The sequence below is a fragment of the Telluria sp. ZB2R32 genome, from assembly GCF_059685715.1.
Genome location: NZ_JCASIG010000003.1, coordinates 280,774 through 300,854, shown reverse-complemented (window position 1 = coordinate 300,854; position 20,081 = coordinate 280,774). Strand labels below are relative to the sequence as shown.

Below are 20,081 nucleotides of genomic sequence, written 5' to 3'. Positions count from 1 at the left end.
GGCTCGGCGCGCAGCGCGCCGGGCCTTATCGATTCAGCGGGTTGGCGCGGCCGCCTTGTCTTTCTCGGCTTGCTGCGCGGCGCGTTTGGCGTCGCGTTCGGCCTTGCGCTGGGCGACTTCGCGCTGGCGCTCTTCGGATTTGCGGCGGCGCTCTTCGAACGCGGCGGCATTCGCGGCGCGGGCGGCGGCGTTGGCCGGCTCGGCCGCTGCTTCCTGGGCCGCGCGGGCATTGCGTTTGGCGATGCGGTCGGGCACCGACGAAGGACGCGGCGGCGGCACCGGGCTGATCGCCTTCGGCGCCGCGGCAGGCTCGGCGGCTGCTGCGGCTTCCTCGGCCTGGAACCTGGCCTCGGCTTCGGCCATCGCCTTGTCGCGCTCGTCGACCTTGTTCTTGCGCAGGAAATATTCGGCTTCGATCTCGATCGCGCGCTGGGCGGCCAGCGCGCTGCGGCGCCGTTCCTTGGCTTCTTCGAGGCAGTTATTGACGAAGAATTTCTCGTAACAGACGATTTCCCGTTCGGCATGGCGCGCTTCGATGGCGGCGCGTTCGGCAGCCACGTCGGCCAGGCGCGTGTTGGCCTGGGCCACCGAGGTGGTCGGCGCGGGAGGTGTGCTCACGGCGGCGGGACGCTGGGTGCCGCAGGCGGCCAGCAAGGCCGCCACCAGGAATGCGCCGCCATGGCGCAACATGCGTTGTGCTCGTATCATCTTTTTCCCTGTTGTTCTTTTAGGCAATCGCATCGGCCGCGCCACGCCGTTCGGCCAGCATGTATTCGCGCGACTGCATTTCGATGATACGCGAGACGGTACGGTGGAATTCGTTCGCCAGCATACCCTGCGTATAGAGTTCTTCCGGTTCGACCGCCGCCGACATGATCAGCTTGACCTTGTGGTCGTAGAACACGTCGATCAGCCAGGTGAAGCGGCGCGCTTCCGACGACTGCCCGGCCGACATGGCCGGGATGCCGGACAGGATCACGGTATGAAAACGCGTGGCCAGTTCCAGGTAATCGTTCTGCGAGCGCGGCCCACCGCACAGGGTCGCGAAATCGAACCAGATCACGCCGCCCGCATGGCGCAGCGCGCGGATCTCGCGCTTCTCGATGTGCACGATCGGGCTTTCGTCGGCGGTGTCGGCGACCTTGGCATAGGCTTCGCGCAGCATGCGGTCCGAGGTGGCGTTGAGCGGCGTGTAATACGCCTGCACCTGTTCCATCGCGCGCTTGCGGTAGTCGTTGCCGGCGTCGACGTTCAGGATGTCGAGCTTTTCCTGCAACAGCCTGATCGTCGGCAACATACGGTCGCGGTGCAGGCCGTCCGGATACAACGTCGACGGCTCGTAGTTCGAGGTCATGACGAAGCTGACGCCATTGTTGAACAGGGCCGAGAGCAGGTTGTACAGGATCATCGCATCGGCGATGTCGGAAACGTGGAATTCGTCGAAGCAGATCAGGCGGTACTTCCTGGCGATGCGCTTGGCGACTTCGTCGAGCGGATCGGCCACGCCTTTCAGTTCATCGAGTTGGCCATGCACGGCGCGCATGAATTCGTGGAAGTGCAGGCGCGTCTTGCGCACCACCGGGACCACGGAATAGAAGGAGTCCATCAGGAAGGACTTGCCGCGCCCCACCCCGCCCCACATGTAGACGCCCTTCGGCACGTCGGGACGGTTGAGGAGGCGCTTGAAAGCGGACGACCGCTGGGCCTTGTACTGGACCCAGTCGTCGTACGCCTGCTGGAGGCGGTCGACCGCGGCCTGCTGGGCGGGGTCGGAAGTGAAGCCGCGCTCGGTGAGGGCGTGCTGGTAGTACTCTTGGACGTTCATTTGACGCAGTCGTAAAACGTAGGGTGGGCATTCATGCCCACGCGGTGATACGCGACGGCGAGATCGTCGAACACGATCACGGAGCCGGTACGTATCACCGCGTGGGCACAAGTGCCCACCCTACGGTATTGCTTAGAAATTCAGCGAACGCTTGTCCACCGCCAGCGCCGCTTCCTTCACGGCTTCCGACAGCGACGGGTGCGCGTGGCAGATGCGGGCGATGTCTTCCGACGACGCCTTGAATTCCATCGCGACCACGGCTTCCGAGATCAGTTCCGATGCGACCGGACCGACGATGTGCACGCCCAGGATTTCGTCCGTGGTCGCGTCGGCCAGGAATTTCACCATGCCCGAGGTGTCACCCAGAGCGCGCGCGCGGCCGTTGGCCAGGAACGGGAAGGTGCCGGCCTTGTATGCCACGCCTTCGGCTTTCAGTTGCTGCTCGGTCTTGCCGACCCAGGCGATTTCCGGCGAGGTGTAGATCACCCATGGAATCGTGTTGAAGTTGACGTGGCCGTGCTGGCCGGCGATACGCTCGGCAACCGCAACGCCCTCTTCCTCGGCCTTGTGCGCCAGCATCGGGCCGCGCACGACGTCGCCGACCGCCCACACGCCCGGCAGGCTGGTGCGGCATTCGTCGTCGACGATGATGAAGCCTCGCTCGTCCAGCGGCAGGCCGACGGATTCGCCGTTCAGGCCGATGGTGTTCGGCACGCGGCCGATCGAGATGATCAGGCGATCGAAGGTGGCGGTCTGCTCGGCGCCGGTCGCGTCGGCGTAGGCCACCGTGACGTCGTTCTCGCCCTTGGTGATGGCACCGATCTTGCAGCCCAGGTTGATCTTCAAGCCCTGTTTGGTGAACAGTTTATGGGCTTCCTTGGCGATCTGCTCGTCGACGGCGCCGAGGAAAGTCGGCAGGCCTTCCAGCACGGTGACGTCGGCACCGACGCGGCGCCAGACCGAACCCATTTCCAGGCCGATGACGCCGGCGCCGATCACGCCGAGCTTGCCCGGCACGGCGTCGATCGCCAGTGCGCCGGTGTTCGACAGGATCAGTTTCTCGTCGAATTCCGCGCCCGGCAGCTGGCGTGCATTCGAACCAGTAGCAACCACCACGTTCTTCGCAGTCAGCGTGTCCGTGGTCGGGCCGGTGACGTTGATGGTGTAGCCGCCTTCCGCGGTGCCGGCGAACGCGCCGCGGCCGTGGAAGAAGGACACCTTGTTCTTCTTGAACAGGTACAGGATGCCGTCGTTGTTCGCCTTGACGACCGAATCCTTACGCTTGAGCATTTGCGGCAGGTTCAGTTCCAGGCCCGACACGTTGATGCCGTGCTCGGCGAAGGCGTGGCCGGCGTGTTCGAAGTGTTCCGACGACTGCAGCAGCGCTTTCGAGGGGATGCAACCGACGTTGGTGCAGGTGCCGCCTGGGGCAGGCTTGCCGGCTGCGTTGCTCCACTCGTCGATACAGGCAACCTTGAAACCCAGCTGGGCCGCGCGGATTGCCGCGATGTAGCCGCCAGGACCGCCACCGATGACGACGACGTCGAATTGTTTTTCGTTACTCATGAATGATTCCTTAATTGTTCTTCTGGGACAAAAATCCACATCAGGAGATACACCAGCGCTCCGAATCCGGAGGTGAGGATGGTGAACACGGCAAAGAGCAGGCGCCAGATCCAGGCGTCCAGGCCCAGGGTGCCGGCCAGGCCGCCGCACACGCCGCCGAGCCAGCGGTCGGCGCGCGAGCGGCGCAGCGACGAAAAGTCGCCGGCGCCGTTGCGGGTAGTGAAGCCGTAGCCGCTGCTGTTGCTACCGCTGCCATCCTTGTTCAGATTGACGCGTTCGTTCGGGTTGGCGCCGGCCAGGACTTTGGCCTTGGCGCGTTCAAACTCGTCGGTGGTCAATGCACCGGCCTGGTGCAGTTCGTGCAAGCGCCGGATTTCATCTGAGATCATGGTGGGTGCTCCCAATGTTAAGTGGACGCGCCGCGAATCGGGCGCGTCCACTTCCTGACATGACTTCTACAACGGGAATTACAAGTCCAGCAGCAGGCGTGCCGGATCTTCCAGCGCATCCTTCATCGCGACCAGGCCCAGCACGGCTTCGCGGCCGTCGATGATGCGGTGGTCATACGACATCGCCAGGTAGTTCATTGGACGGATGACGATCTGGCCGTTTTCGACGACAGCGCGGTCTTTCGTTGCGTGCACGCCCAGGATGGCCGACTGCGGTGGGTTGATGATCGGAGTCGACAGCATCGACCCGAAGGTGCCGCCGTTCGAGATCGAGAAGGTACCGCCCGACAGGTCTTCCAGGGTCAGCTTGCCTTCTTTCGCCTTCTGGCCGAATTCGCCGATCTTCTTCTCGATCTCGGCGATCGACATCTGGTCGGCGTTGCGCAGGATCGGCACCACCAGGCCGCGCGGCGAACCGACGGCGATACCGATGTCGAAGTAGCCGTGGTAGACGATGTCGTTACCGTCGACCGATGCGTTCAGGATCGGGTATTTCTTCAGTGCGGCAACGGCAGCCTTGACGAAGAAGGACATGAAGCCCAGCTTGACGCCGTGCTCTTTCTCGAATTTGTCCTTGTACTTGGCGCGCAGATCCATCACCGGCGCCATGTTGACTTCGTTGAACGTGGTCAGGATGGCGTTGGTCGACTGCGATTGCAGCAGGCGCTCGGCGATACGGGCGCGCAGGCGGCTCATCGGCACGCGCTCTTCCGGACGGTCGCCCAGTTGTGCGACCGGTGCGGCCACTTGCTGCAGCGCTGGCTTTGGAGCAGCTGGTGCGGTGGCTGGCGCAGCAGCCGGCTTGTTGGCAACCGCGTTCAGGGCGTCGCCCTTGGTCACGCGGCCGTCGCGGCCCGAGCCGTCCATGCCGGCGGCGCTCATGTTGTTGTCGGCCAGGATCTTGGCGGCGGCAGGCATCGCCACGCCCGACATCGCGCCACCGGTGGCGGCAGCTGGTGCAGGTGCAGCGGCAGCGGTTTCGATCGGTGCGTTCGGTGCGGCCGACGGGATCGCCTTGACTGCCAGCGGGCTGGTCTGTGCCGAAGCTTCGGTATCGATGATGGCGATGACTTCGCCGGCAACGACGGTGGCGCCATCGGCTTTCAGCAGTTGCACGATCACGCCTGCGCTTGGCGCCGGCAGTTCAAGGACCACCTTGTCGGTTTCGATGTCAATCATGTTTTCGTCGCGACCGATCGGCTCGCCGACCTTCTTGTGCCAGGACAGCAGGGTTGCTTCAGCGACCGATTCCGACAGTTGCGGGACCTTGACTTCGATTTGTGCCATGTAAAACTCCGTTTAATTATTTTGTACTGTCTTGAAAACAAGCTAAAAAACCGGGCGCCTTGCGGCGACCGGTTTTCGCTGGACGATATTACTTAGTCAGGATGAAGCCCTTGAGCTTCGAGAACGCCGTGTCGAGCAATTCCTTCTGCTGCGCCACGTGCTTGTCCGAGTAGCCGACAGCCGGAGCCGCCGAGGCCGGACGGCCGGCGTATGCCAGGCGCTGACCTTCGTCCATGTTTTCGAAGATGTTGTGCTGGATCTGGAACCACGGACCCTGGTTTTGCGGCTCGTCCTGTGCCCACACGACTTCGGTCGCGTTGCTGAATTTCTTCAGTTCGGCGCTAAACGACTTGTGCGGGAACGGGTACATCTGTTCCATGCGGATGATCGCGACGTCGGACACACCGCGCGTCTTGCGTGCGTTGACCAGGTCGAAATAGACCTTGCCGGAGCAGACGATCACGCGCTTGACCTTCGAGGCTTCGATCTTGTCGTCGGTTTCGCCGATGACGGTCTGGAAGGCGCCCTTGGCCAGGTCGGTCAGCGGCGAGCCGGCGTCCTTGTTACGCAGCAGCGACTTCGGCGTGAAGATGACCAGCGGCTTGCGGAACTGGCGCACCATCTGGCGGCGCAGCAGGTGGAAGATCTGCGCGGCCGTGGTCGGCTGCACGACTTGCATGTTGTTGTCCGCGCACAGTTGCAGGAAGCGCTCGATGCGGCCCGACGAGTGTTCCGGACCCTGGCCTTCGTAGCCGTGCGGCAGCATCATGACCAGGCCCGAAGCGCGGCCCCACTTCACTTCGCCCGAAGCGATGAACTGGTCGATCACGACTTGCGCGCCGTTGACGAAGTCGCCGAACTGGGCTTCCCAGATCGTCAGCGTGTTCGGTTCCGCGGTCGAATAACCGTACTCGAAGCCGAGCACCGCTTCTTCCGACAGCACCGAGTCGATCACGGTGAACTGTGCCTGGTTGTCCGACACGTTGGCCAGCGGCAGGTAGATGCCCTGGTCCCAGCGCTCGCGATTCTGGTCGTGCAGCACGGCGTGGCGGTGCACGAAGGTGCCGCGGCCGGCGTCCTGGCCCGACAGGCGGATCGCATAGCCCGACGACAGCAGCGACGCGTAGGCCAAATGTTCGCCCATGCCCCAGTCGAGGTTCATTTCGCCGCGGCCCATGGTGGCGCGGTCGGCCAGCACCTTGTCGACCAGCGAGTGCGGCTTGAAGCCTTCCGGCACTTTGGTGATGCGTTCGGCCAGGCGCTTCAGTTCGGTCAGCGGCACGGCGGTATCGGCCGCGTCGGTCCACTTCTTGTTCAGGAACGGCGCCCAGTCGACGGCGAACTGGTTCTTGAAGTTGGTCAGCACCGGGTCGACCGTGTGCTTGCCGGCGTCCATCGCGTCGCGGAAGGCGGCGACCAGCTTGTCGCCTTCGTCGGCGGCGATGGTGCCCTGCGTGGCCAGCTTTTCCGCGTACAGCTTGCGGGTGCCCGGGTGCTTGGCGATCTTCTTGTACATCAGCGGCTGGGTCAGCGCAGGCGTGTCCTGCTCGTTGTGGCCCAGTTTGCGGTAGCAGATGATGTCGACCACGACGTCCTTGCCGAACTCGACGCGGTAATCGAGTGCAATTTGCGTAGCAAGAACAACGGCTTCAGGATCGTCGGCATTGACGTGCAGCACCGGCGCTTCGATCATCTTGACGACGTCCGAGCAGTACAGCGTCGAACGGGCGTCGCGCGGGTCGGAGGTGGTGAAGCCGATCTGGTTGTTGATGACGATGTGGACCGTGCCGCCCGTGCCGTAGCCGCGGGTCTGCGCCAGGTTCAGGGTTTCCATGACCACGCCCTGGCCGGCAAATGCGGCGTCGCCGTGCACCAGGATCGGCAGCACTTGCTTGCCCTTGCGGTCGCCGCGGCGTTCCATGCGCGCCTTGACCGAACCTTCGACGACCGGGTTGACGATTTCCAGGTGGGAAGGATTGAACGCCAGCGACAGGTGGACCGGGCCGCCCGGGGTCGAGACGTCGCTCGAGAAGCCCTGGTGGTACTTGACGTCGCCCGACGGCAGGTCGTCGGCGTGCTTGCCTTCGAATTCTTCGAACAGCTCCGACGGCGCCTTGCCGAGGGTATTGACCAGCACGTTCAGGCGGCCGCGGTGGGCCATGCCGATGACGATTTCCTGCACGCCTTTTTCACCGGCGCGCTGGATGGTTTCGTCCATCGAGGCGATGAAGGACTCGCCGCCTTCGAGCGAGAAGCGCTTGGCGCCGACGTATTTGGTGTGGAGGTAGCGCTCCAGGCCTTCGGCGGCCGTCAGGCGCTCGAGGATGTGGCGCTTCTTCTCGGCCGTGAAGGTCGGGGTCGAACGGATCGACTCCAGGCGCTCCTGGATCCAGCGCTTTTCGGTCGGGTCGCTGACGTACATGAACTCCGCACCGATCGAGCGGCAGTAAGTGTCGCGCAGCATTTGCAGCAGGTCGCGCAGGGATGCGCTGTCGCCGCCGAAATAGGTATTGCTGATGTTGAACTGGGTGTCGAGGTCGGCGTCGGTGAAACCGTAGAACGACGGATCGAGTTCACGGATCGGTGGACGCTCCTGGCGCTGCAGCGGGTCCAGGTTGGCCCAGCGCAAACCAAGATTGCGGTAGGCGGCGACCAGCTGGGTCGCGGCGACGCGCTTGCGTGCCATTTCCGGGTCGGCTTCGCCGGCGCTGGCGGTCACGGTGCGGATCGGGCCCTGCTTGGCGCGCTCGGCGAACGAGGCGATGACCGAGGAGTGGATCACGTCGGGACGCGAGCTGCCGTCGACCGCAGGCACGTTCTGCATGCTGTCGAAATAGGCGCGCCAGTTGTCGGGCACCGAGCCTGGATTGTTCAGATAGGCTTCGTACAACTCTTCCACGTACGGCGCATTACCGCCGAACAGGTACGAGTTTGCAAATTGTTGTTGCATCATTCTTGCTCACCTTTTCTTCGCGCTTCGCGAGTTTGGCGGGTTAATCTAACCTTCCGCGACACGGCCTGACCGGTTAGCGGATCGCACTACTACTCAAGTTGTGGGGGGAAGGACAGATGGGGCGGGAGTTTCTCGCCACCTCATGTCATTGCGCAACAGTCACCTGACGGATACGCAAGACCGGGCTATTGTAACGCAACATACGGCCCGCATAAGGCGTGGACTGAATTTTGTTGACCACCTAAATGATAATAGTTATCATTTGCGTTGTGTACTCAACAGGAATCTTGCATGTCTGTCCAGAACCCGCCGCGCTCCGCCCCGTCTGCGCCCGCCATGCCCGGTGCGCGGCGCTCGCTGTGGCTGAGGACGCTGCACCAGTGGCACTGGATCAGTTCGGCCATCTGCCTGATGACGATGTTGCTTTTTAGCATTACCGGCTTCACGCTGAACCATGCGGCGCAAATCGAAGCCAAACCCGAGGTCACGCGCAGCAAGGCAACGGTGCCGGCGGTGCTGCTGCCCGACCTGCGCAGCTATGCCGAACAGCACGCCGACGCCGAGGCGCCGGTGCCGCAACAGCTGGCCGAATGGGCCAACAGCGCCTTCCCGGTCGACCTGCGCGGGCGCTCGGCCGAATGGAGCGAGGAAGACGCCTACATCGCCCTGCCGCGTCCGGGCGGCGACGCCTGGCTGCGCGTCAGCTTCGAGGGGACCGCCGAATACGAAGTCACCTCGCGCGGCGCCATTTCCTGGCTTAACGATTTGCACAAGGGCCGCAATACCGGCCCGGTGTGGAGCTGGTTCATCGACATCTTCGCATTCGCCTGCCTGGTGTTCTGCATCACCGGTTTCCTGATCATGAAGATCCATGCCGCCAACCGGCCGTCGACCTGGCCCGTGATCGGCTTCGGCATCGTGCTGCCGGCCGTGCTGGCGCTGCTGTTCATTCATTGATTCTCCATCTCTTCGTCTACCACCTCTATATAGAAGGCATTGCATGAAACTGTCTCCCTCGCTCGCCCTTGCCCTGCCCCTGATCTCGGGCGGCGCCGTGGCTGCCGACCTGTCGGTGAAATTCGAACTGCCGCAACTGAACGTGGCCGAATACCACAAGCCATATGTCGCGATGTGGATCGAAAAGGGCGACGGCGCCGTTGCCTCCACGCTGGCCGTGCTGTACGACGTCAAGAAGAAGGACAATGCCGGCGAGAAATGGGTAAAGGACATGCGCACCTGGTGGCGCAAAGCGGGCCGCGAAGCCCAATTGCCGATCGACGGCGTTTCCGGCGCCACCCGCGCCGCCGGCACCCATACCTTGAGTTTTGGCCCGGCGAAAACCGGCATCGACAAGCTGCCGGCCGGCGACTACAAGCTGGTCGTCGAAGCCGCGCGCGAAGCGGGCGGACGCGAACTGGTGCGCGTGCCGTTCACGCTGCCGGCCAAGGGCAAGGTCGCGGCCAGCGCCAACGGCAAGGAAGAGCTCGGCGCTGTCTCCCTCAACATCCAATAAGGAAGCATCGTGAATAACTCATTCATCAAACATGGTGTACTCGGCCTGATCCTGCTCGCCACCGCCGGCGCGGCCAGCGCCCACCGTCCGTGGATGCTGCCGACCTCGACCATCGTCGAAGACAAGGGCTGGGTCACGATCGACGGCGCCGTCTCGGAAGGCCTGTTCGACGTCGACCACATGCCGCTGCGCATGGACGGCGTCACCGTCACCGCCCCCGACGGCTCCACCGCGCCGGCCCCGGCCGCCGTGATGGGCAAGATGCGCTCCTCGATCGACCTGCCGCTGCCGCAGGAAGGCACCTACCGCATCGCCCTGGTCAGCAACAATGCCATGGGCAGCTACAAGATTGGCAATGAAGTGAAACGCTTCCGCGGCAGCGAGGCGGACTTCGCCAGGCAGGTGCCGGCCGGCGCCACCGACGTGCGCAAGACGCTGACCCACCAGCGTATCGAAACCTTCGTCACCAACCACACGCCCAGCGAAGGCGCGCTCAAGCCGACCAACGCCGGCCTGGAAATGGTGCCGCTGACCCACCCGAACGACCTGCGCGCCAACGAAACCATGCGCGTGCGCTTCCTGCTGGATGGCAAACCGCTGCCGAACCTGCCGTTCAGCCTGGTACCGGGCGGCGTGCGCTACCGCGGCGTGGCCAACGAAATCCGCCTGACGACGGACGCCAGGGGCGAAGCCAGCTTCAAGCTGCCGGCCGCCAACATGTACTGGATGAACGCGGCCTACCCGCCGAATCCGGGCAAGGGCGCGCCGGACACGGGGCCGGCGGAGAGCAAGCGCTACGCTTATACCGCCACGCTCGAAGCCTTGCCGGAGTAAAGTTTCCTTTGCAGAACATCGTTCTCATTCCGCTCGCCATCGACCCTGTCGCCATCCCCGGCGGCAGCGTGCTGTACGAGGCGTCGGGATCGACCATGGGAACGAGCTGGTCGACGCGTCTGCTGCAGCCGCCCGGCGTGCGCAGCGATCTCGGGCAGCAGATGCAGGCTGAACTCGACGGCATCGTCGCCGAGATGAGCCACTGGGAATCGGACTCCGTGCTTGGCCGTTACAACTGTTCCCCAGGCGGCAGCTGGCACGCGCTGCCGCCGCGCTTCGTGGAAGTGCTCGACTATGCACTGCAGGTGGCCCAAGACAGCGGCGGCGCTTACGATCCCTTCGCCGGCGCCCTGGTGAACCTGTGGGGTTTCGGTCCCGAGCGGCGCTACAACCAGACGGATTTCTATGCGCCGGCGCCCGACGCGGTGCACGCCGTGCTGGCGCGACGCGCTGCCTTGCACCCCGAATTCGACCGTGCCAACGCGCGCCTGCTGCAGCCCGGCGGCGCCCTGCTCGACTTCTCGTCCATCGCGAAAGGCTACGCCGTCGACCGCCTCGCCTGGTGCCTGGAACAGCACGGCGTGCGCCATTACGTGGTCGAGATCGGCGGCGAGCTGCGCGGGGCCGGCATGAAGCCCGATGGCCAGCCCTGGTGGGTCACGCTCGAGGGTGTGCCCGGCCTGGACAGCACGCCGACGGTCGCCGCCCTGCACGGCCTGGCGGTCGCCACTTCCGGCGACTACCGCCGCTATTTTGAACACGGCGCGCTGCGCGCCTCGCACACGCTCGACCCGCGCAGCGGCTATCCCGTCGCCAACGACGTTGCTTCCTGCACGGTACTGCACCCGCGCTGCATGGCGGCCGATGCGCTCTCCACCACCATCACCGTGCTCGGCGCGGAAGCGGGCCTGGCGTTTGCCGAAGAACGCCATCTCGCCGCGCGCCTGCTGCTGCGCCGCCGCGGCGGCCTCGACGAACTGACGACGCAGGCCTACCAGGCCATGCTGCAATGATGCTCACCATCGACCCCGCGCGCTGGGCCGGCGCCCTCACCCTGATCGCCGCCTGGGGCGGCCTGTGCGCGGCCATGCTGCGCAGGCCCGTCGCCGCGGCGACTGCGGGCACCGCCGACTGGCTGGTGGTCTACGCCAGCCAGACCGGCAATGCCGACTACCTGGCGCGGCAGACCGCCGCCACCCTGGCCACCGGCGGGCTGTCGGCGCGCGCCGTGTGCGTCTCGAACCTGGACGCCGCCACGCTGGCCGGCGCCACCCGCGTCCTGTTCATCGCCAGCACCTATGGCGAGGGCGATTCGCCCGACACCGCCGCGCGCTTCGCCGGCGTGACCATGGCCGGCGCACCCGACCTGTCGCACCTGCACTACGCCGTGCTGGCGCTGGGCGACAGCAGCTACGCCAACTACTGCGGCTTCGGCCGCGCCCTCGACGCCTGGCTGGGGGCGCACGGCGCCACCGCCCTGTTCGAGCGCATCGACGTCGACCGCGGCAACCCGGATGCCATCGCCGCCTGGCAGCACCAGTTGAGCCACCTGGCCGGCACCAGCGACCTGCCCGACTGGGAAGCACCGGCCTACGGCGAATGGCGCATTGCCGAACGGGTCCTGCTCAATCCCGGCAGCGCCGGCGCCCCGCTGTACCGCATCGCCCTGGTGCCGCGCGCCGGCGCCCTGCCCGACTGGGAGGCGGGCGACCTGGTGCAGGTCTGCGCCCCGGCCGACCCAGCGCAGCCGCGCGAATACTCGATCGCCTCGGTGCCCCACGAAGGACGCATCGAACTGCTGGTGCGCCTGCAGCAGCATGCCGATGGCAGCGCCGGCGCCGCCTCCGGCTGGCTCTGCCTCGACGCCGGTCTCGACGCGACCATCGCGCTGCGGGTGCGTGCCCATGCGCGCTTCCGCCTCGGCGAGAACGCTGCGCGCCCCTTGATCTTGATCGGCAACGGCACGGGTCTCGCCGGCCTGCGCGCCCTGCTCAGGGCGCGCATCGACGCCGGGGTGCACGACAACTGGCTGGTATTCGGCGAACGCAACGCCCGCCACGACTTCCTGCTGCGCGAAGAACTCGACGCCTGGCGGAAGGCCGGCGCCCTCACCCACCTCGACCTCGCCTTTTCGCGTGACGATGGCGGTCCGCGCTACGTGCAGCACCTGCTGGCCGAGCGCGGCGACGACCTGCGTGCATGGATTGCGCGTGGGGCGGCGATCTATGTCTGCGGCAGCCTGCAGGGGATGGCGAGCGGTGTGCACGAGGCGTTGGGCGCTGCGATGGGGGCTGACGCGCTCGATGCGCTGGCCGCGCAGGGGCGCTATCGGCGCGACGTTTACTGATCGACGTCCTGCCCGCGCAAGCAGCCACCGGTCGCGCCGCGGGTTACGCATCTGCCTGACGCGGGCATGCCCGCCCTACGTTACACATGGGCCAGTGGTGTATCGGAATACCTGGAACGCCAAAACAAACCTCCACCGTAGGGTGGCATACCCACGCGTACGTGCTCATCCCTTGGCATACCGCCTCCGCAAGACCGTCGACCGCGACGACCCGACAAGCCACAAAATAGGAACGCGAATGATAACGATTCTCGTTTACATATCTTAACATCTTCACTAGAATGCTCGTCAGTCAAACAAGAAGCGCCCGCATCCGCAGGCGTCCTCCAAACACGAGAGAAGACAGGAAGACCATGCAACCGATCAAGAGCCGCAAGCACGCCCCCAGCCGTTTCAACCAGCACGTGATCGCCGCCCTGGCGACGATGCTGCTGCCGCTGGCGGCCGGCGCCGCCGACGCCCCGCAAGTGCACGACGACGCGGCCAGCGCGCCGGTGTCGAAGGTCGAAGTCGTCGGCAAGACCGACAACGACTTCAAGGCCGAGCGTGCGGCTTCGCCGAAGTACACCGAAAAGCTGGTCGACACCGCGCAATCGGTGCAGGTCATCAAGAAGGAACTGATCGAGCAGCAAGGCGCCCTGACGCTGACCGAAGCGCTGCGCAATACGCCCGGCGTCGGCGCCTTCTTCCTCGGCGAGAACGGCAACACGAATACCGGCGACGCCATCTTCATGCGCGGCTTCGACACCTCGGGCAGCATTTTTGTGGATGGCGTGCGCGACGTCGGCTCGGTCTCGCGCGACGTCTTCAACCTGGAACAGATCGACGTGGTGAAAGGTCCGGCTGGTACCGACAATGGCCGCGGCGCGCCGACCGGCTCGGTCAACCTGGTCTCGAAAAAAGCCAACATGACGGATGCGCTGTCGGGCTCGGCCACCGTCGGCAGCGGCAAGCAGAAGCGCCTCACGGCGGATGTGAACACGGTCCTCAACCAGGAGCGCGGCATCGCCCTGCGCCTGAACGCGGTGGCGCAGGATTCCGGCCACGCCGCGCGCGACGTCGTCAACGACAAGCGCTGGGCGATTGCACCGAGCCTGGGCTTCGGCCTGAACGGCCCGACCCGCGTGGTGCTCGATTACCTGCACGTCGACCAGGACAACATCCCCGATGGCGGCGTACCGACGGTCGGCCTGCCCGGCTACACCAGCCCGGACCGCACCCGTCCCGAAATCGGCGCGGCGCCAATCGTCGATCCGCATAACTTCTACGGTTCCAGCGCCGACTACGACAAGATCAAGGCCGACATGGCCACCGTGCGCATCGAGCACGACTTCGCGCCGGGCTTCAAGCTGCACAATATCGCGCGCTATGGCCGCACCAGCCAGGACTACCTGCTGACCGCCTTCATGGGCACCTCGGCCAACATCGGCACCACCCCGGCCACCCTGAACGACCCGAGCGCCTGGACCCTGGTGCGCAATACGCGCACCATCAAGGACCAGTCCAACAAGATCCTCACCAACCAGACCGCGCTGACCTCGCAATTCGGCACCGGCGCGCTGCAGCACACGCTGGTGACCGGCCTCGAACTCACCAGCGAGAGCCAGCTGAGCTACACCTACATCCCGGCGAGCCTGGGCACGGTCGGCGTGGCCGGCCGCACCAGCTTGTACAACCCGGACCCGAACGCCGCGCTGGTCGGCGTCGCGCCGCGCCGTAGCGGCGCCTACAACGACGCCACGGTCGACACGCAAAGCCTGTACGTCTTCGATACCATCAAGATCGGCGACAAGTGGATCATCAACGGCGGCGTGCGCGCCGACCACTACAGCGGCGACTACACGGCGGTGGCGGCGACCATCGTCAACAACGTCACCACCGCTTTGGTGCCGACCCACTTCAAGGTCGGCGACACGCTCGTCAACGGCAAGCTGTCGGTGCTCTACAAGCCGACCGCCAACAGCAGCGTGTACGCGATGGCGGCCAGTTCGAAACAGCCGCCGGGCGCGAACTTCACGGTGTCGGGTAACCTCAACAGCGCGCAGAACCCGATCTACGATCCGCAGGAAACGCGCAGCACCGAGATCGGCGCCAAGCTCGACCTGTTCAAGCAGAAGCTGTCGCTGTCGGCTGCCCTGTTCCGCACCGAGGTGAAGAACGAAGTCGAACAGGACCCGGTCGACCTGCAGTACTACCAGACCGGCAAGAAGCGCGTGCAGGGTGTGGAACTGGGCGTGGTGGGCGAACTGGCGCGCAATTGGCTGGTCAGCGCCGGCTACCTGTACATGGACACCAGCGTCGAAGCGGGCCGCCTGATCACGGCCGGCGGCGAAAACGCCCTGACCTACACGCCGAAAAATGCGTTCACGCTGTGGACCTCGTACGACCTGCCCTTCGGCCTGAAGGTCGGCGGCGGTGCGCGTTATTCGGGCCGCCTGCTGCGCGGCACCGACGGCGCCGTCGGCACCCCGGCCTATGCCGATTCGTACTGGGTGTTCGATGCCATGGCCTCGTACGCCGTCACCCCGAATCTCGACCTGCGCCTGAACGTCTACAACGTCGGCGACGAGCGCTATGTCGCGGCGATCAACAAGAGCGGCTACCGCTACACGCCCGGCACGCCGCGCGCGGCCAGCCTGACGGCCAACCTGCGCTTCTAAGCCTTTACGCTTCTTTCAACGAATCTCGTATCTCCTCCCTGAGATTTTGCGCCCCTCGCCGTTCGCGGTGGCGGGCGTTTTTTTTCGTCCGGCCGCGCAACTGGCCTAGAATGGCATGCCAGTCCTTCCACTGCGCGCTCCTTGAAAATATCGATCGGCCTCCGCCTGTTTGCCTCGGTCTTGCTGGCCATCCTGGCGGTGGCGGCAAGTGCCGTCCATCTGCTGCGCCAGAACGTGCTCGAGGGTTTCGACGACTACGCCGTCCAGATCGAACTCGACCGGCTCGACGAATTGTCGAACGCGCTGGCGCGGCGCTACGCCCGGCACGGCAGCTGGGATTTCGTGCCGGCGAGCGGCAGGCGCGACTGGATTGCGCACGAGCTGGCGCGTTTGCAGGATGCGCGCGAAGCGCGCGCCCTTGCAAAGTCGCCTGCGCCGGTTGCACCGGTTGCACCGGTGTTGCCTTTTACCGCGCAGACGCCGTTCCATCTATCGCGCCACCAGCCCCGCCGCCCCTGCCACCACTGTTGCCGCCTGCAATCGCCGACAGAGCGTCCGACGCCGCCGCGCCACTGCAGTCGCGCATCACCGTTCTCCCAGACTTACACAAAGCTACGCATCGTTAACTTTTCGCTGAATTCCTGCTTCACCGGGGCCGGTTTCGTCCTGCGCTTCACACACAGGGCCAGCGCCTTCCCCTCCACAGGCTGACACGGTGGAACTCACCGCCATATTTCTCAGGTTGATTGCCGCATTGATGTCGCGGTCGTGCAGCGCTGCGCATTCAGGGCACGTCCACTGACGGATGGCCAGGTCAAGTGCCTCAAGCTTGTAACGACAGCACGAACAGGTCTTGCTGCTGGGGTACCAGCGGTCGATGACAATAATTTTTCCACCGCGTCGTTCAGCTTTGTAGGTAAGCTGGCGACGCAGTTCGGCAAAACCCATGTCGGCAATTGCACGCGACAGGCAGCGATTGCGGAGCATGCCCTTGACGTGCAAGTCCTCGATGCCGATGGTATGAAAGCGCCGGACAATACTGGCGCTGAGCTGGTGTAAGCCGTTCGCGCGCACGTTGGCAATCCTGGCGTGCAGGCGCGCCAGTCTGGCCTTTGCTTTTTTACGATTGCACGAATCCTTGACCTTGCGTGACAGGCTGCGTGACAGGCGCCGTAACCGTTCCAGCAAGGTGTGCAGTGCTTTCGGACCCGCGACTTTTTCTCCAGTCGACAAGATGGCCAAGTGCGTCACGCCGAAATCGATGCCTACCGCGCCTTGGTTTTCGACTGGCGGTAGATGTGCGTCTTTGGTGTCGACGGTGATGCTGGCATATCAGTGGCCGGCCGTGCGCGAGACGGATGCAGAAACGATCCTTCCGGTGAAACGTAGGGTTTCGCGCATTCTCAGCCACCCGAGTTTCGGAATACGGATGCGTTTGCCATCGACGCGAAACTGGTCGTTGGTCAAGGTGAAGCGGTCATCGATACCTTTGCGGCGGAATCTCGGATAGCGTGCTTGCTTTTCGAAGAAGTTCTGGGAGGCCCGGCCCAGCTGAATAATCGCCATCTGCGGGGCGTTCTTTGTTACCTCCAACATCCACGGAAACTGTGCGCGCTTGATGGCGTTCAGTTGGCGGCGCAGTGCCGCCTCATTCGGCTTCGGCAGGGCCGGGTCGGCTTTACATGCTTCGGACTGCCGCTGCCATTCGGCCAGCGCCCAGTTGTAGGCGAAGCGCGCAGTGCCGGCCGCAAAGAGAATAAATTGAACTCAGTTTCAATCGCACTTGTCGCCCTGATGCTCATCCCGGGCATCGGCGCGGCTACCGACGACGCCGACGCCAAGCCAGCACAGGACACGACCTGGAGCGCGCCACCGCCACCACCGGCCCCGCTGTCGCTACGTGCCGCCTGCGTCCCCGATGCCGGCACTGCCGCCAGCGTCGCACCGCCGGTACCGCCACCACTTCCGGAAATTCCAGCCGAGGCGCACGCCGCCTGCAAGAGCAAGGCAAACGGCAGCAAGCTTACCTTCACGTCCGGCCCCGGCGAGACCATGCGCGGCCAGTGCCAACGGATCGACGGCCGCATGGTCTTCCAGCTGCGCAGTTATCAATACAATCGCAGCGAACGCTGACGGCAAGCCGCCCCATGCCTGACGAACGCCATCTTGTTAGCAAAATGATTAGAATCGGCGCATCAGATTTCAGTCAATGGGGCTGCGATGTTCGATATGGATTTGGAATGGTGGGAATTCGTCGTTCGCGGTGCGGTCGTCTACCTGGCGCTGCTCGTCATGGTGCGTCTGTCGGGCCGGCGCACGGTCGGCCAGCTGACGCCGTTCGACCTGCTGGTGGTGATGCTGCTGTCGGAAGCGGTCTCGAACTCGCTATCGGGCGGCGACGATTCGCTCGGTGGCGGCTTGATCATCGCAGCGACCCTGATCGTCCTCAACTCGGCCGTGGCCATGCTCTCCGCCTTGAGCAAACGCGCCTCGGTCATCCTCGACGGCACCGCCATCCAGATCGGCCGCGACGGCCAGTTCTTCGACAAGGTCGTCAAACAGTGCCGCATCACCGAGTCCGACCTGGAGCAATCGCTGCGTACGGCCGACTGCACGCGTGCGGACATGGAGACCGCGTTTCTCGAGGCGGATGGCGAGATCACGATCCAGAAAAAGAAGAAGTAACCCCGGCGTGGCGCGCCTGGGATGCGGCAGCGCGCGCTTCCCGTTCGGCCAGCATGGCCGACCAGGCGGGAATCGCCCGCGCCCAAAAGGCGGCGAGCGAGGACGGCCGTGCGAACTGCAGTCCGAGGAAGCGCACGGCGTCCATTAAGGCATCGATTGCCGCCGCTTCGTCGCCCGGCAGCACGGCCAGCGCGCCGGTCTGCTTCGACAGCTTCTCGCCATCGGCATTGCGCACCACCGGCACGTGCAGGTAGCGCGGCGTCGGCACGCCCAATAAGCGCTGCAGGTGGATCTGGCGTGCGGTCGAATCGATCAGGTCGGCGCCGCGCACGATGTCGGTCACGCCCTGCTCGGCATCGTCGACCACCACCGCCAATTGATAAGCCCAGTAGCCGTCGGCGCGCTTCAACACGAAGTCGCCCGACTCGCTGTGCAGATGCTGCGTCATGGGGCCGGCAAAGCGGTCAATGAAGGAGATGCTGTCGGCGCCGGCATCGGGAACGCGCAGGCGCAGGCTGCGCATCGAGCGCCCCGGCGCCAGGCCATGGCGGCAGGTGCCCGGATAGATCGCGGCGCCGTCGGGCGCGACGCCGAGGCGCGAATCGAGGATTTCGCGGCGATTGCAGCCACAGGGATAGGCATGCCTGCCCAAGCGCTCGGCCGCGGCCGCGTACAGGTCCTTGCGGCGGCTCTGCCAGACGACCTCGACATCCGAATGCATGCCGAGCGAACCGAGCAGTGCCAGGATCGCCGTATCGGCGCCGGCCACGCTGCGGCCTTCGTCGATGTCCTCGATACGCACCAGCCACCGGCCGTGGTGGGCGCGCGCGTCGAGATAGCTGGCGACGGCCGCCACCAGCGAGCCGGCATGCAGCGGCCCGGTGGGAGAAGGCGCGAAACGGCCAATGTAGGTGGTGCTCACGGTGGTACGGAGTAGCTGGGACGGCGATACCTTACCACAGGGGTTACTTTGGTCCGCCCTTCCAGCCATCCTTTGCCTCAAAGTCCTTGATCAGGCGCGTTACCTGGTCACCGACTTCGTTTGGCACCGCCATCGACAGCTGGTAGTGCACGATCTCGAAACTGTCGCCCTTGCGGCGCATGATGCCGCTGGCCTGGCAGGTGCCCATTTGCGTGTCGAGCAGTTCGTCGAACCAGATCATCGACCGGTCGTCGGAAAAATAGACATTGCGGCGCAGCGCCTTGAAGGCCCAGGCCGATTTACGCTGGAAGTAGGGTTTGGCCCAGGCCTTGAACTCGTCGCGGCGCCAGCGCTCGCTCTTGTCGGTGCCGATATAGATGCCGTCCCTGGCGATCTTGTCGAAATAGGCCGGACGCGCATGGGCGGCATCGCTGTGCCAGCGGTCGACAAAGGCATTCACCTGTTTTTTCAGTACGGGATCGGCCTGTGCCACCAGGGCGCACAGGAACAGGGAGCAGGCAAGCAACAGACGTTTCATGAGTGTGCTGAATGTTGACGGAAAAATCAGATTCTACACAGCCATATGTAACCAAGTGTACAAATTGCTAAACTTTTTCAGTTAAGGTATACATTCAGCAACATTACTCCTTCTCAATTGCGTATGCGCCTATTCCTGCTGTGCGTGCTCGCTTTGCCCTCTACGGTTCTTGCGCAACCGTCCGCGCCCACGCTGCCTGCCAAAGCCGAGGCCGCCAAGACAACGCAGCCCACCGTATCGCTACGTGCGCGCCTGGACCGGGACGCCATCCGCACCGCCATCACCGACTTGCCAGCCGAGCCACGCGACACAGGACGCCGCTTCAGTGTAGCCGCCCCCGACGCCACCCCGCGCGAAAACTTTGCCAGGGACTTCGCCAATGCGCGCCTGCCGGACTGCCTGCACGCGGATGGCCTGAAAAACCAGCCGACCTTCTTCCTGGGCGGCGTACTGGCCCTCCCCTTCATCGCGGTGGCCAAGGTGCGCGGCGTCTGCCGTTAAA

General features: G+C 64.6%; 20 protein-coding genes. 10 read left to right on the top strand and 10 right to left on the bottom strand.

The window, feature by feature from the left end; genetic code table 11:
* Positions 1-33 precede the first annotated feature (33 nt).
* The 6 genes from AC56LG_RS10720 to AC56LG_RS10695 form a co-directional block, all read right to left on the bottom strand.
* Positions 34-708: a hypothetical protein gene (locus AC56LG_RS10720; protein WP_497166099.1), complete on the bottom strand. Its 675-nt coding sequence runs from the start codon at positions 706-708 to the stop codon at positions 34-36.
* A 19-nt stretch (positions 709-727) separates the two neighbouring features.
* Entirely contained in the window at positions 728-1,825 is a 1,098-nt protein-coding gene (zapE, locus tag AC56LG_RS10715) for a cell division protein ZapE (RefSeq protein WP_497166098.1), read from the bottom strand.
* A 132-nt stretch (positions 1,826-1,957) separates the two neighbouring features.
* The gene (gene lpdA / locus AC56LG_RS10710) at positions 1,958-3,391 is read right to left on the bottom strand and encodes a dihydrolipoyl dehydrogenase (RefSeq protein WP_497166097.1); all 1,434 of its coding nucleotides are present in this window, start codon (positions 3,389-3,391) and stop codon (positions 1,958-1,960) included.
* Positions 3,388-3,780 carry a PspC domain-containing protein gene (locus tag AC56LG_RS10705; protein WP_497166096.1) on the bottom strand — a complete coding sequence of 131 codons (393 nt, stop codon included), beginning with the start codon at positions 3,778-3,780 and terminating at the stop codon, positions 3,388-3,390. The genes lpdA and AC56LG_RS10705 overlap by 4 nt, the downstream gene beginning before the upstream one ends.
* A gap of 78 nt (positions 3,781-3,858) precedes the next feature.
* Complete coding sequence (odhB, locus tag AC56LG_RS10700) at positions 3,859-5,127, bottom strand: 2-oxoglutarate dehydrogenase complex dihydrolipoyllysine-residue succinyltransferase (protein ID WP_497166095.1); 1,269 nt, start codon at positions 5,125-5,127, stop codon at positions 3,859-3,861.
* Between the two features lie 88 nt (positions 5,128-5,215).
* Entirely contained in the window at positions 5,216-8,080 is a 2,865-nt protein-coding gene (locus AC56LG_RS10695) for a 2-oxoglutarate dehydrogenase E1 component (RefSeq protein WP_497166094.1), read from the bottom strand.
* Between the two features lie 291 nt (positions 8,081-8,371).
* On the opposite strand from AC56LG_RS10695, the gene AC56LG_RS10690 reads away from it, so the two are divergent.
* The 7 genes from AC56LG_RS10690 to AC56LG_RS10660 all read left to right on the top strand — a co-directional run bounded on the left by AC56LG_RS10690 (position 8,372) and on the right by AC56LG_RS10660 (position 16,145).
* Positions 8,372-9,037 carry a PepSY-associated TM helix domain-containing protein gene (locus AC56LG_RS10690; protein ID WP_497166093.1) on the top strand — a complete coding sequence of 222 codons (666 nt, stop codon included), beginning with the start codon at positions 8,372-8,374 and terminating at the stop codon, positions 9,035-9,037.
* A 43-nt stretch (positions 9,038-9,080) separates the two neighbouring features.
* A complete protein-coding gene (locus AC56LG_RS10685) occupies positions 9,081-9,593 on the top strand; it encodes a DUF2271 domain-containing protein (protein WP_497166092.1) in 513 nt (170 codons plus the stop codon).
* Between the two features lie 9 nt (positions 9,594-9,602).
* Positions 9,603-10,427 (top strand): DUF4198 domain-containing protein, encoded by an 825-nt coding sequence (locus AC56LG_RS10680; RefSeq protein ID WP_497166091.1) that lies wholly within the window; start codon positions 9,603-9,605, stop codon positions 10,425-10,427.
* Positions 10,428-10,435: 8 nt separating this feature from the next.
* Positions 10,436-11,440 (top strand): FAD:protein FMN transferase, encoded by a 1,005-nt coding sequence (locus AC56LG_RS10675; protein ID WP_497166090.1) that lies wholly within the window; start codon positions 10,436-10,438, stop codon positions 11,438-11,440.
* Positions 11,437-12,774: a sulfite reductase subunit alpha gene (locus AC56LG_RS10670; protein WP_497166089.1), complete on the top strand. Its 1,338-nt coding sequence runs from the start codon at positions 11,437-11,439 to the stop codon at positions 12,772-12,774. Before AC56LG_RS10675 ends, AC56LG_RS10670 begins: the two co-directional genes overlap by 4 nt.
* Positions 12,775-13,127: 353 nt before the next feature.
* Positions 13,128-15,434 carry a catecholate siderophore receptor Fiu gene (locus AC56LG_RS10665; protein WP_497166088.1) on the top strand — a complete coding sequence of 769 codons (2,307 nt, stop codon included), beginning with the start codon at positions 13,128-13,130 and terminating at the stop codon, positions 15,432-15,434.
* Between the two features lie 141 nt (positions 15,435-15,575).
* Complete coding sequence (locus AC56LG_RS10660) at positions 15,576-16,145, top strand: hypothetical protein (protein ID WP_497166087.1); 570 nt, start codon at positions 15,576-15,578, stop codon at positions 16,143-16,145.
* On the opposite strand, the gene AC56LG_RS10655 is transcribed toward AC56LG_RS10660, so the two are convergent.
* Together AC56LG_RS10655 and AC56LG_RS10650 are read right to left on the bottom strand one after the other, a co-directional pair.
* On the bottom strand, positions 16,047-16,757 hold the full coding sequence (locus AC56LG_RS10655; protein WP_497166415.1) for an RNA-guided endonuclease InsQ/TnpB family protein: 711 nt from the start codon (positions 16,755-16,757) through the stop codon (positions 16,047-16,049). The two genes, AC56LG_RS10660 and AC56LG_RS10655, sit on opposite strands and share 99 nt — an antisense overlap.
* A 9-nt stretch (positions 16,758-16,766) precedes the next feature.
* Positions 16,767-17,000: a hypothetical protein gene (locus AC56LG_RS10650; RefSeq protein WP_497166086.1), complete on the bottom strand. Its 234-nt coding sequence runs from the start codon at positions 16,998-17,000 to the stop codon at positions 16,767-16,769.
* A gap of 195 nt (positions 17,001-17,195) precedes the next feature.
* Here AC56LG_RS10650 and AC56LG_RS10645 point away from each other — a divergent pair, with 195 nt between their 5' ends.
* Positions 17,196-17,567 carry a hypothetical protein gene (locus tag AC56LG_RS10645; RefSeq protein WP_497166085.1) on the top strand — a complete coding sequence of 124 codons (372 nt, stop codon included), beginning with the start codon at positions 17,196-17,198 and terminating at the stop codon, positions 17,565-17,567.
* A gap of 87 nt (positions 17,568-17,654) precedes the next feature.
* On the top strand, positions 17,655-18,119 hold the full coding sequence (locus tag AC56LG_RS10640; protein ID WP_497166084.1) for a DUF421 domain-containing protein: 465 nt from the start codon (positions 17,655-17,657) through the stop codon (positions 18,117-18,119).
* Here the strand turns inward: AC56LG_RS10640 and gluQRS are convergent.
* Positions 18,094-19,041: a tRNA glutamyl-Q(34) synthetase GluQRS gene (gene gluQRS, locus AC56LG_RS10635; protein ID WP_497166083.1), complete on the bottom strand. Its 948-nt coding sequence runs from the start codon at positions 19,039-19,041 to the stop codon at positions 18,094-18,096. The two genes, AC56LG_RS10640 and gluQRS, sit on opposite strands and share 26 nt — an antisense overlap.
* 43 nt (positions 19,042-19,084) lie before the next feature.
* On the bottom strand, positions 19,085-19,579 hold the full coding sequence (locus tag AC56LG_RS10630; RefSeq protein WP_497166082.1) for a nuclear transport factor 2 family protein: 495 nt from the start codon (positions 19,577-19,579) through the stop codon (positions 19,085-19,087).
* Between the two features lie 123 nt (positions 19,580-19,702).
* On the opposite strand from AC56LG_RS10630, the gene AC56LG_RS10625 reads away from it, so the two are divergent.
* Positions 19,703-20,080, top strand: coding sequence for a hypothetical protein (locus tag AC56LG_RS10625; protein ID WP_497166081.1), 378 nt, complete (start codon positions 19,703-19,705; stop codon positions 20,078-20,080).
* Position 20,081 lies beyond the last annotated feature (1 nt).

Coding starts and splice junctions, on each gene's coding strand:
- AC56LG_RS10690 (WP_497166093.1), top strand. CDS start 8,372: ATGTCTGTCCAGAACCCGCCGCGCTCCGCCCCGTCTGCGCCCGCCATG.
- odhB (WP_497166095.1), bottom strand. CDS start 5,127: ATGGCACAAATCGAAGTCAAGGTCCCGCAACTGTCGGAATCGGTCGCT.
- AC56LG_RS10625 (WP_497166081.1), top strand. CDS start 19,703: ATGCGCCTATTCCTGCTGTGCGTGCTCGCTTTGCCCTCTACGGTTCTT.
- zapE (WP_497166098.1), bottom strand. CDS start 1,825: ATGAACGTCCAAGAGTACTACCAGCACGCCCTCACCGAGCGCGGCTTC.
- AC56LG_RS10665 (WP_497166088.1), top strand. CDS start 13,128: ATGCAACCGATCAAGAGCCGCAAGCACGCCCCCAGCCGTTTCAACCAG.
- AC56LG_RS10640 (WP_497166084.1), top strand. CDS start 17,655: ATGTTCGATATGGATTTGGAATGGTGGGAATTCGTCGTTCGCGGTGCG.
- AC56LG_RS10685 (WP_497166092.1), top strand. CDS start 9,081: ATGAAACTGTCTCCCTCGCTCGCCCTTGCCCTGCCCCTGATCTCGGGC.
- AC56LG_RS10670 (WP_497166089.1), top strand. CDS start 11,437: ATGATGCTCACCATCGACCCCGCGCGCTGGGCCGGCGCCCTCACCCTG.
- AC56LG_RS10650 (WP_497166086.1), bottom strand. CDS start 17,000: ATGGCGATTATTCAGCTGGGCCGGGCCTCCCAGAACTTCTTCGAAAAG.
- AC56LG_RS10720 (WP_497166099.1), bottom strand. CDS start 708: ATGATACGAGCACAACGCATGTTGCGCCATGGCGGCGCATTCCTGGTG.
- AC56LG_RS10695 (WP_497166094.1), bottom strand. CDS start 8,080: ATGATGCAACAACAATTTGCAAACTCGTACCTGTTCGGCGGTAATGCG.
- AC56LG_RS10705 (WP_497166096.1), bottom strand. CDS start 3,780: ATGATCTCAGATGAAATCCGGCGCTTGCACGAACTGCACCAGGCCGGT.
- AC56LG_RS10630 (WP_497166082.1), bottom strand. CDS start 19,579: ATGAAACGTCTGTTGCTTGCCTGCTCCCTGTTCCTGTGCGCCCTGGTG.
- lpdA (WP_497166097.1), bottom strand. CDS start 3,391: ATGAGTAACGAAAAACAATTCGACGTCGTCGTCATCGGTGGCGGTCCT.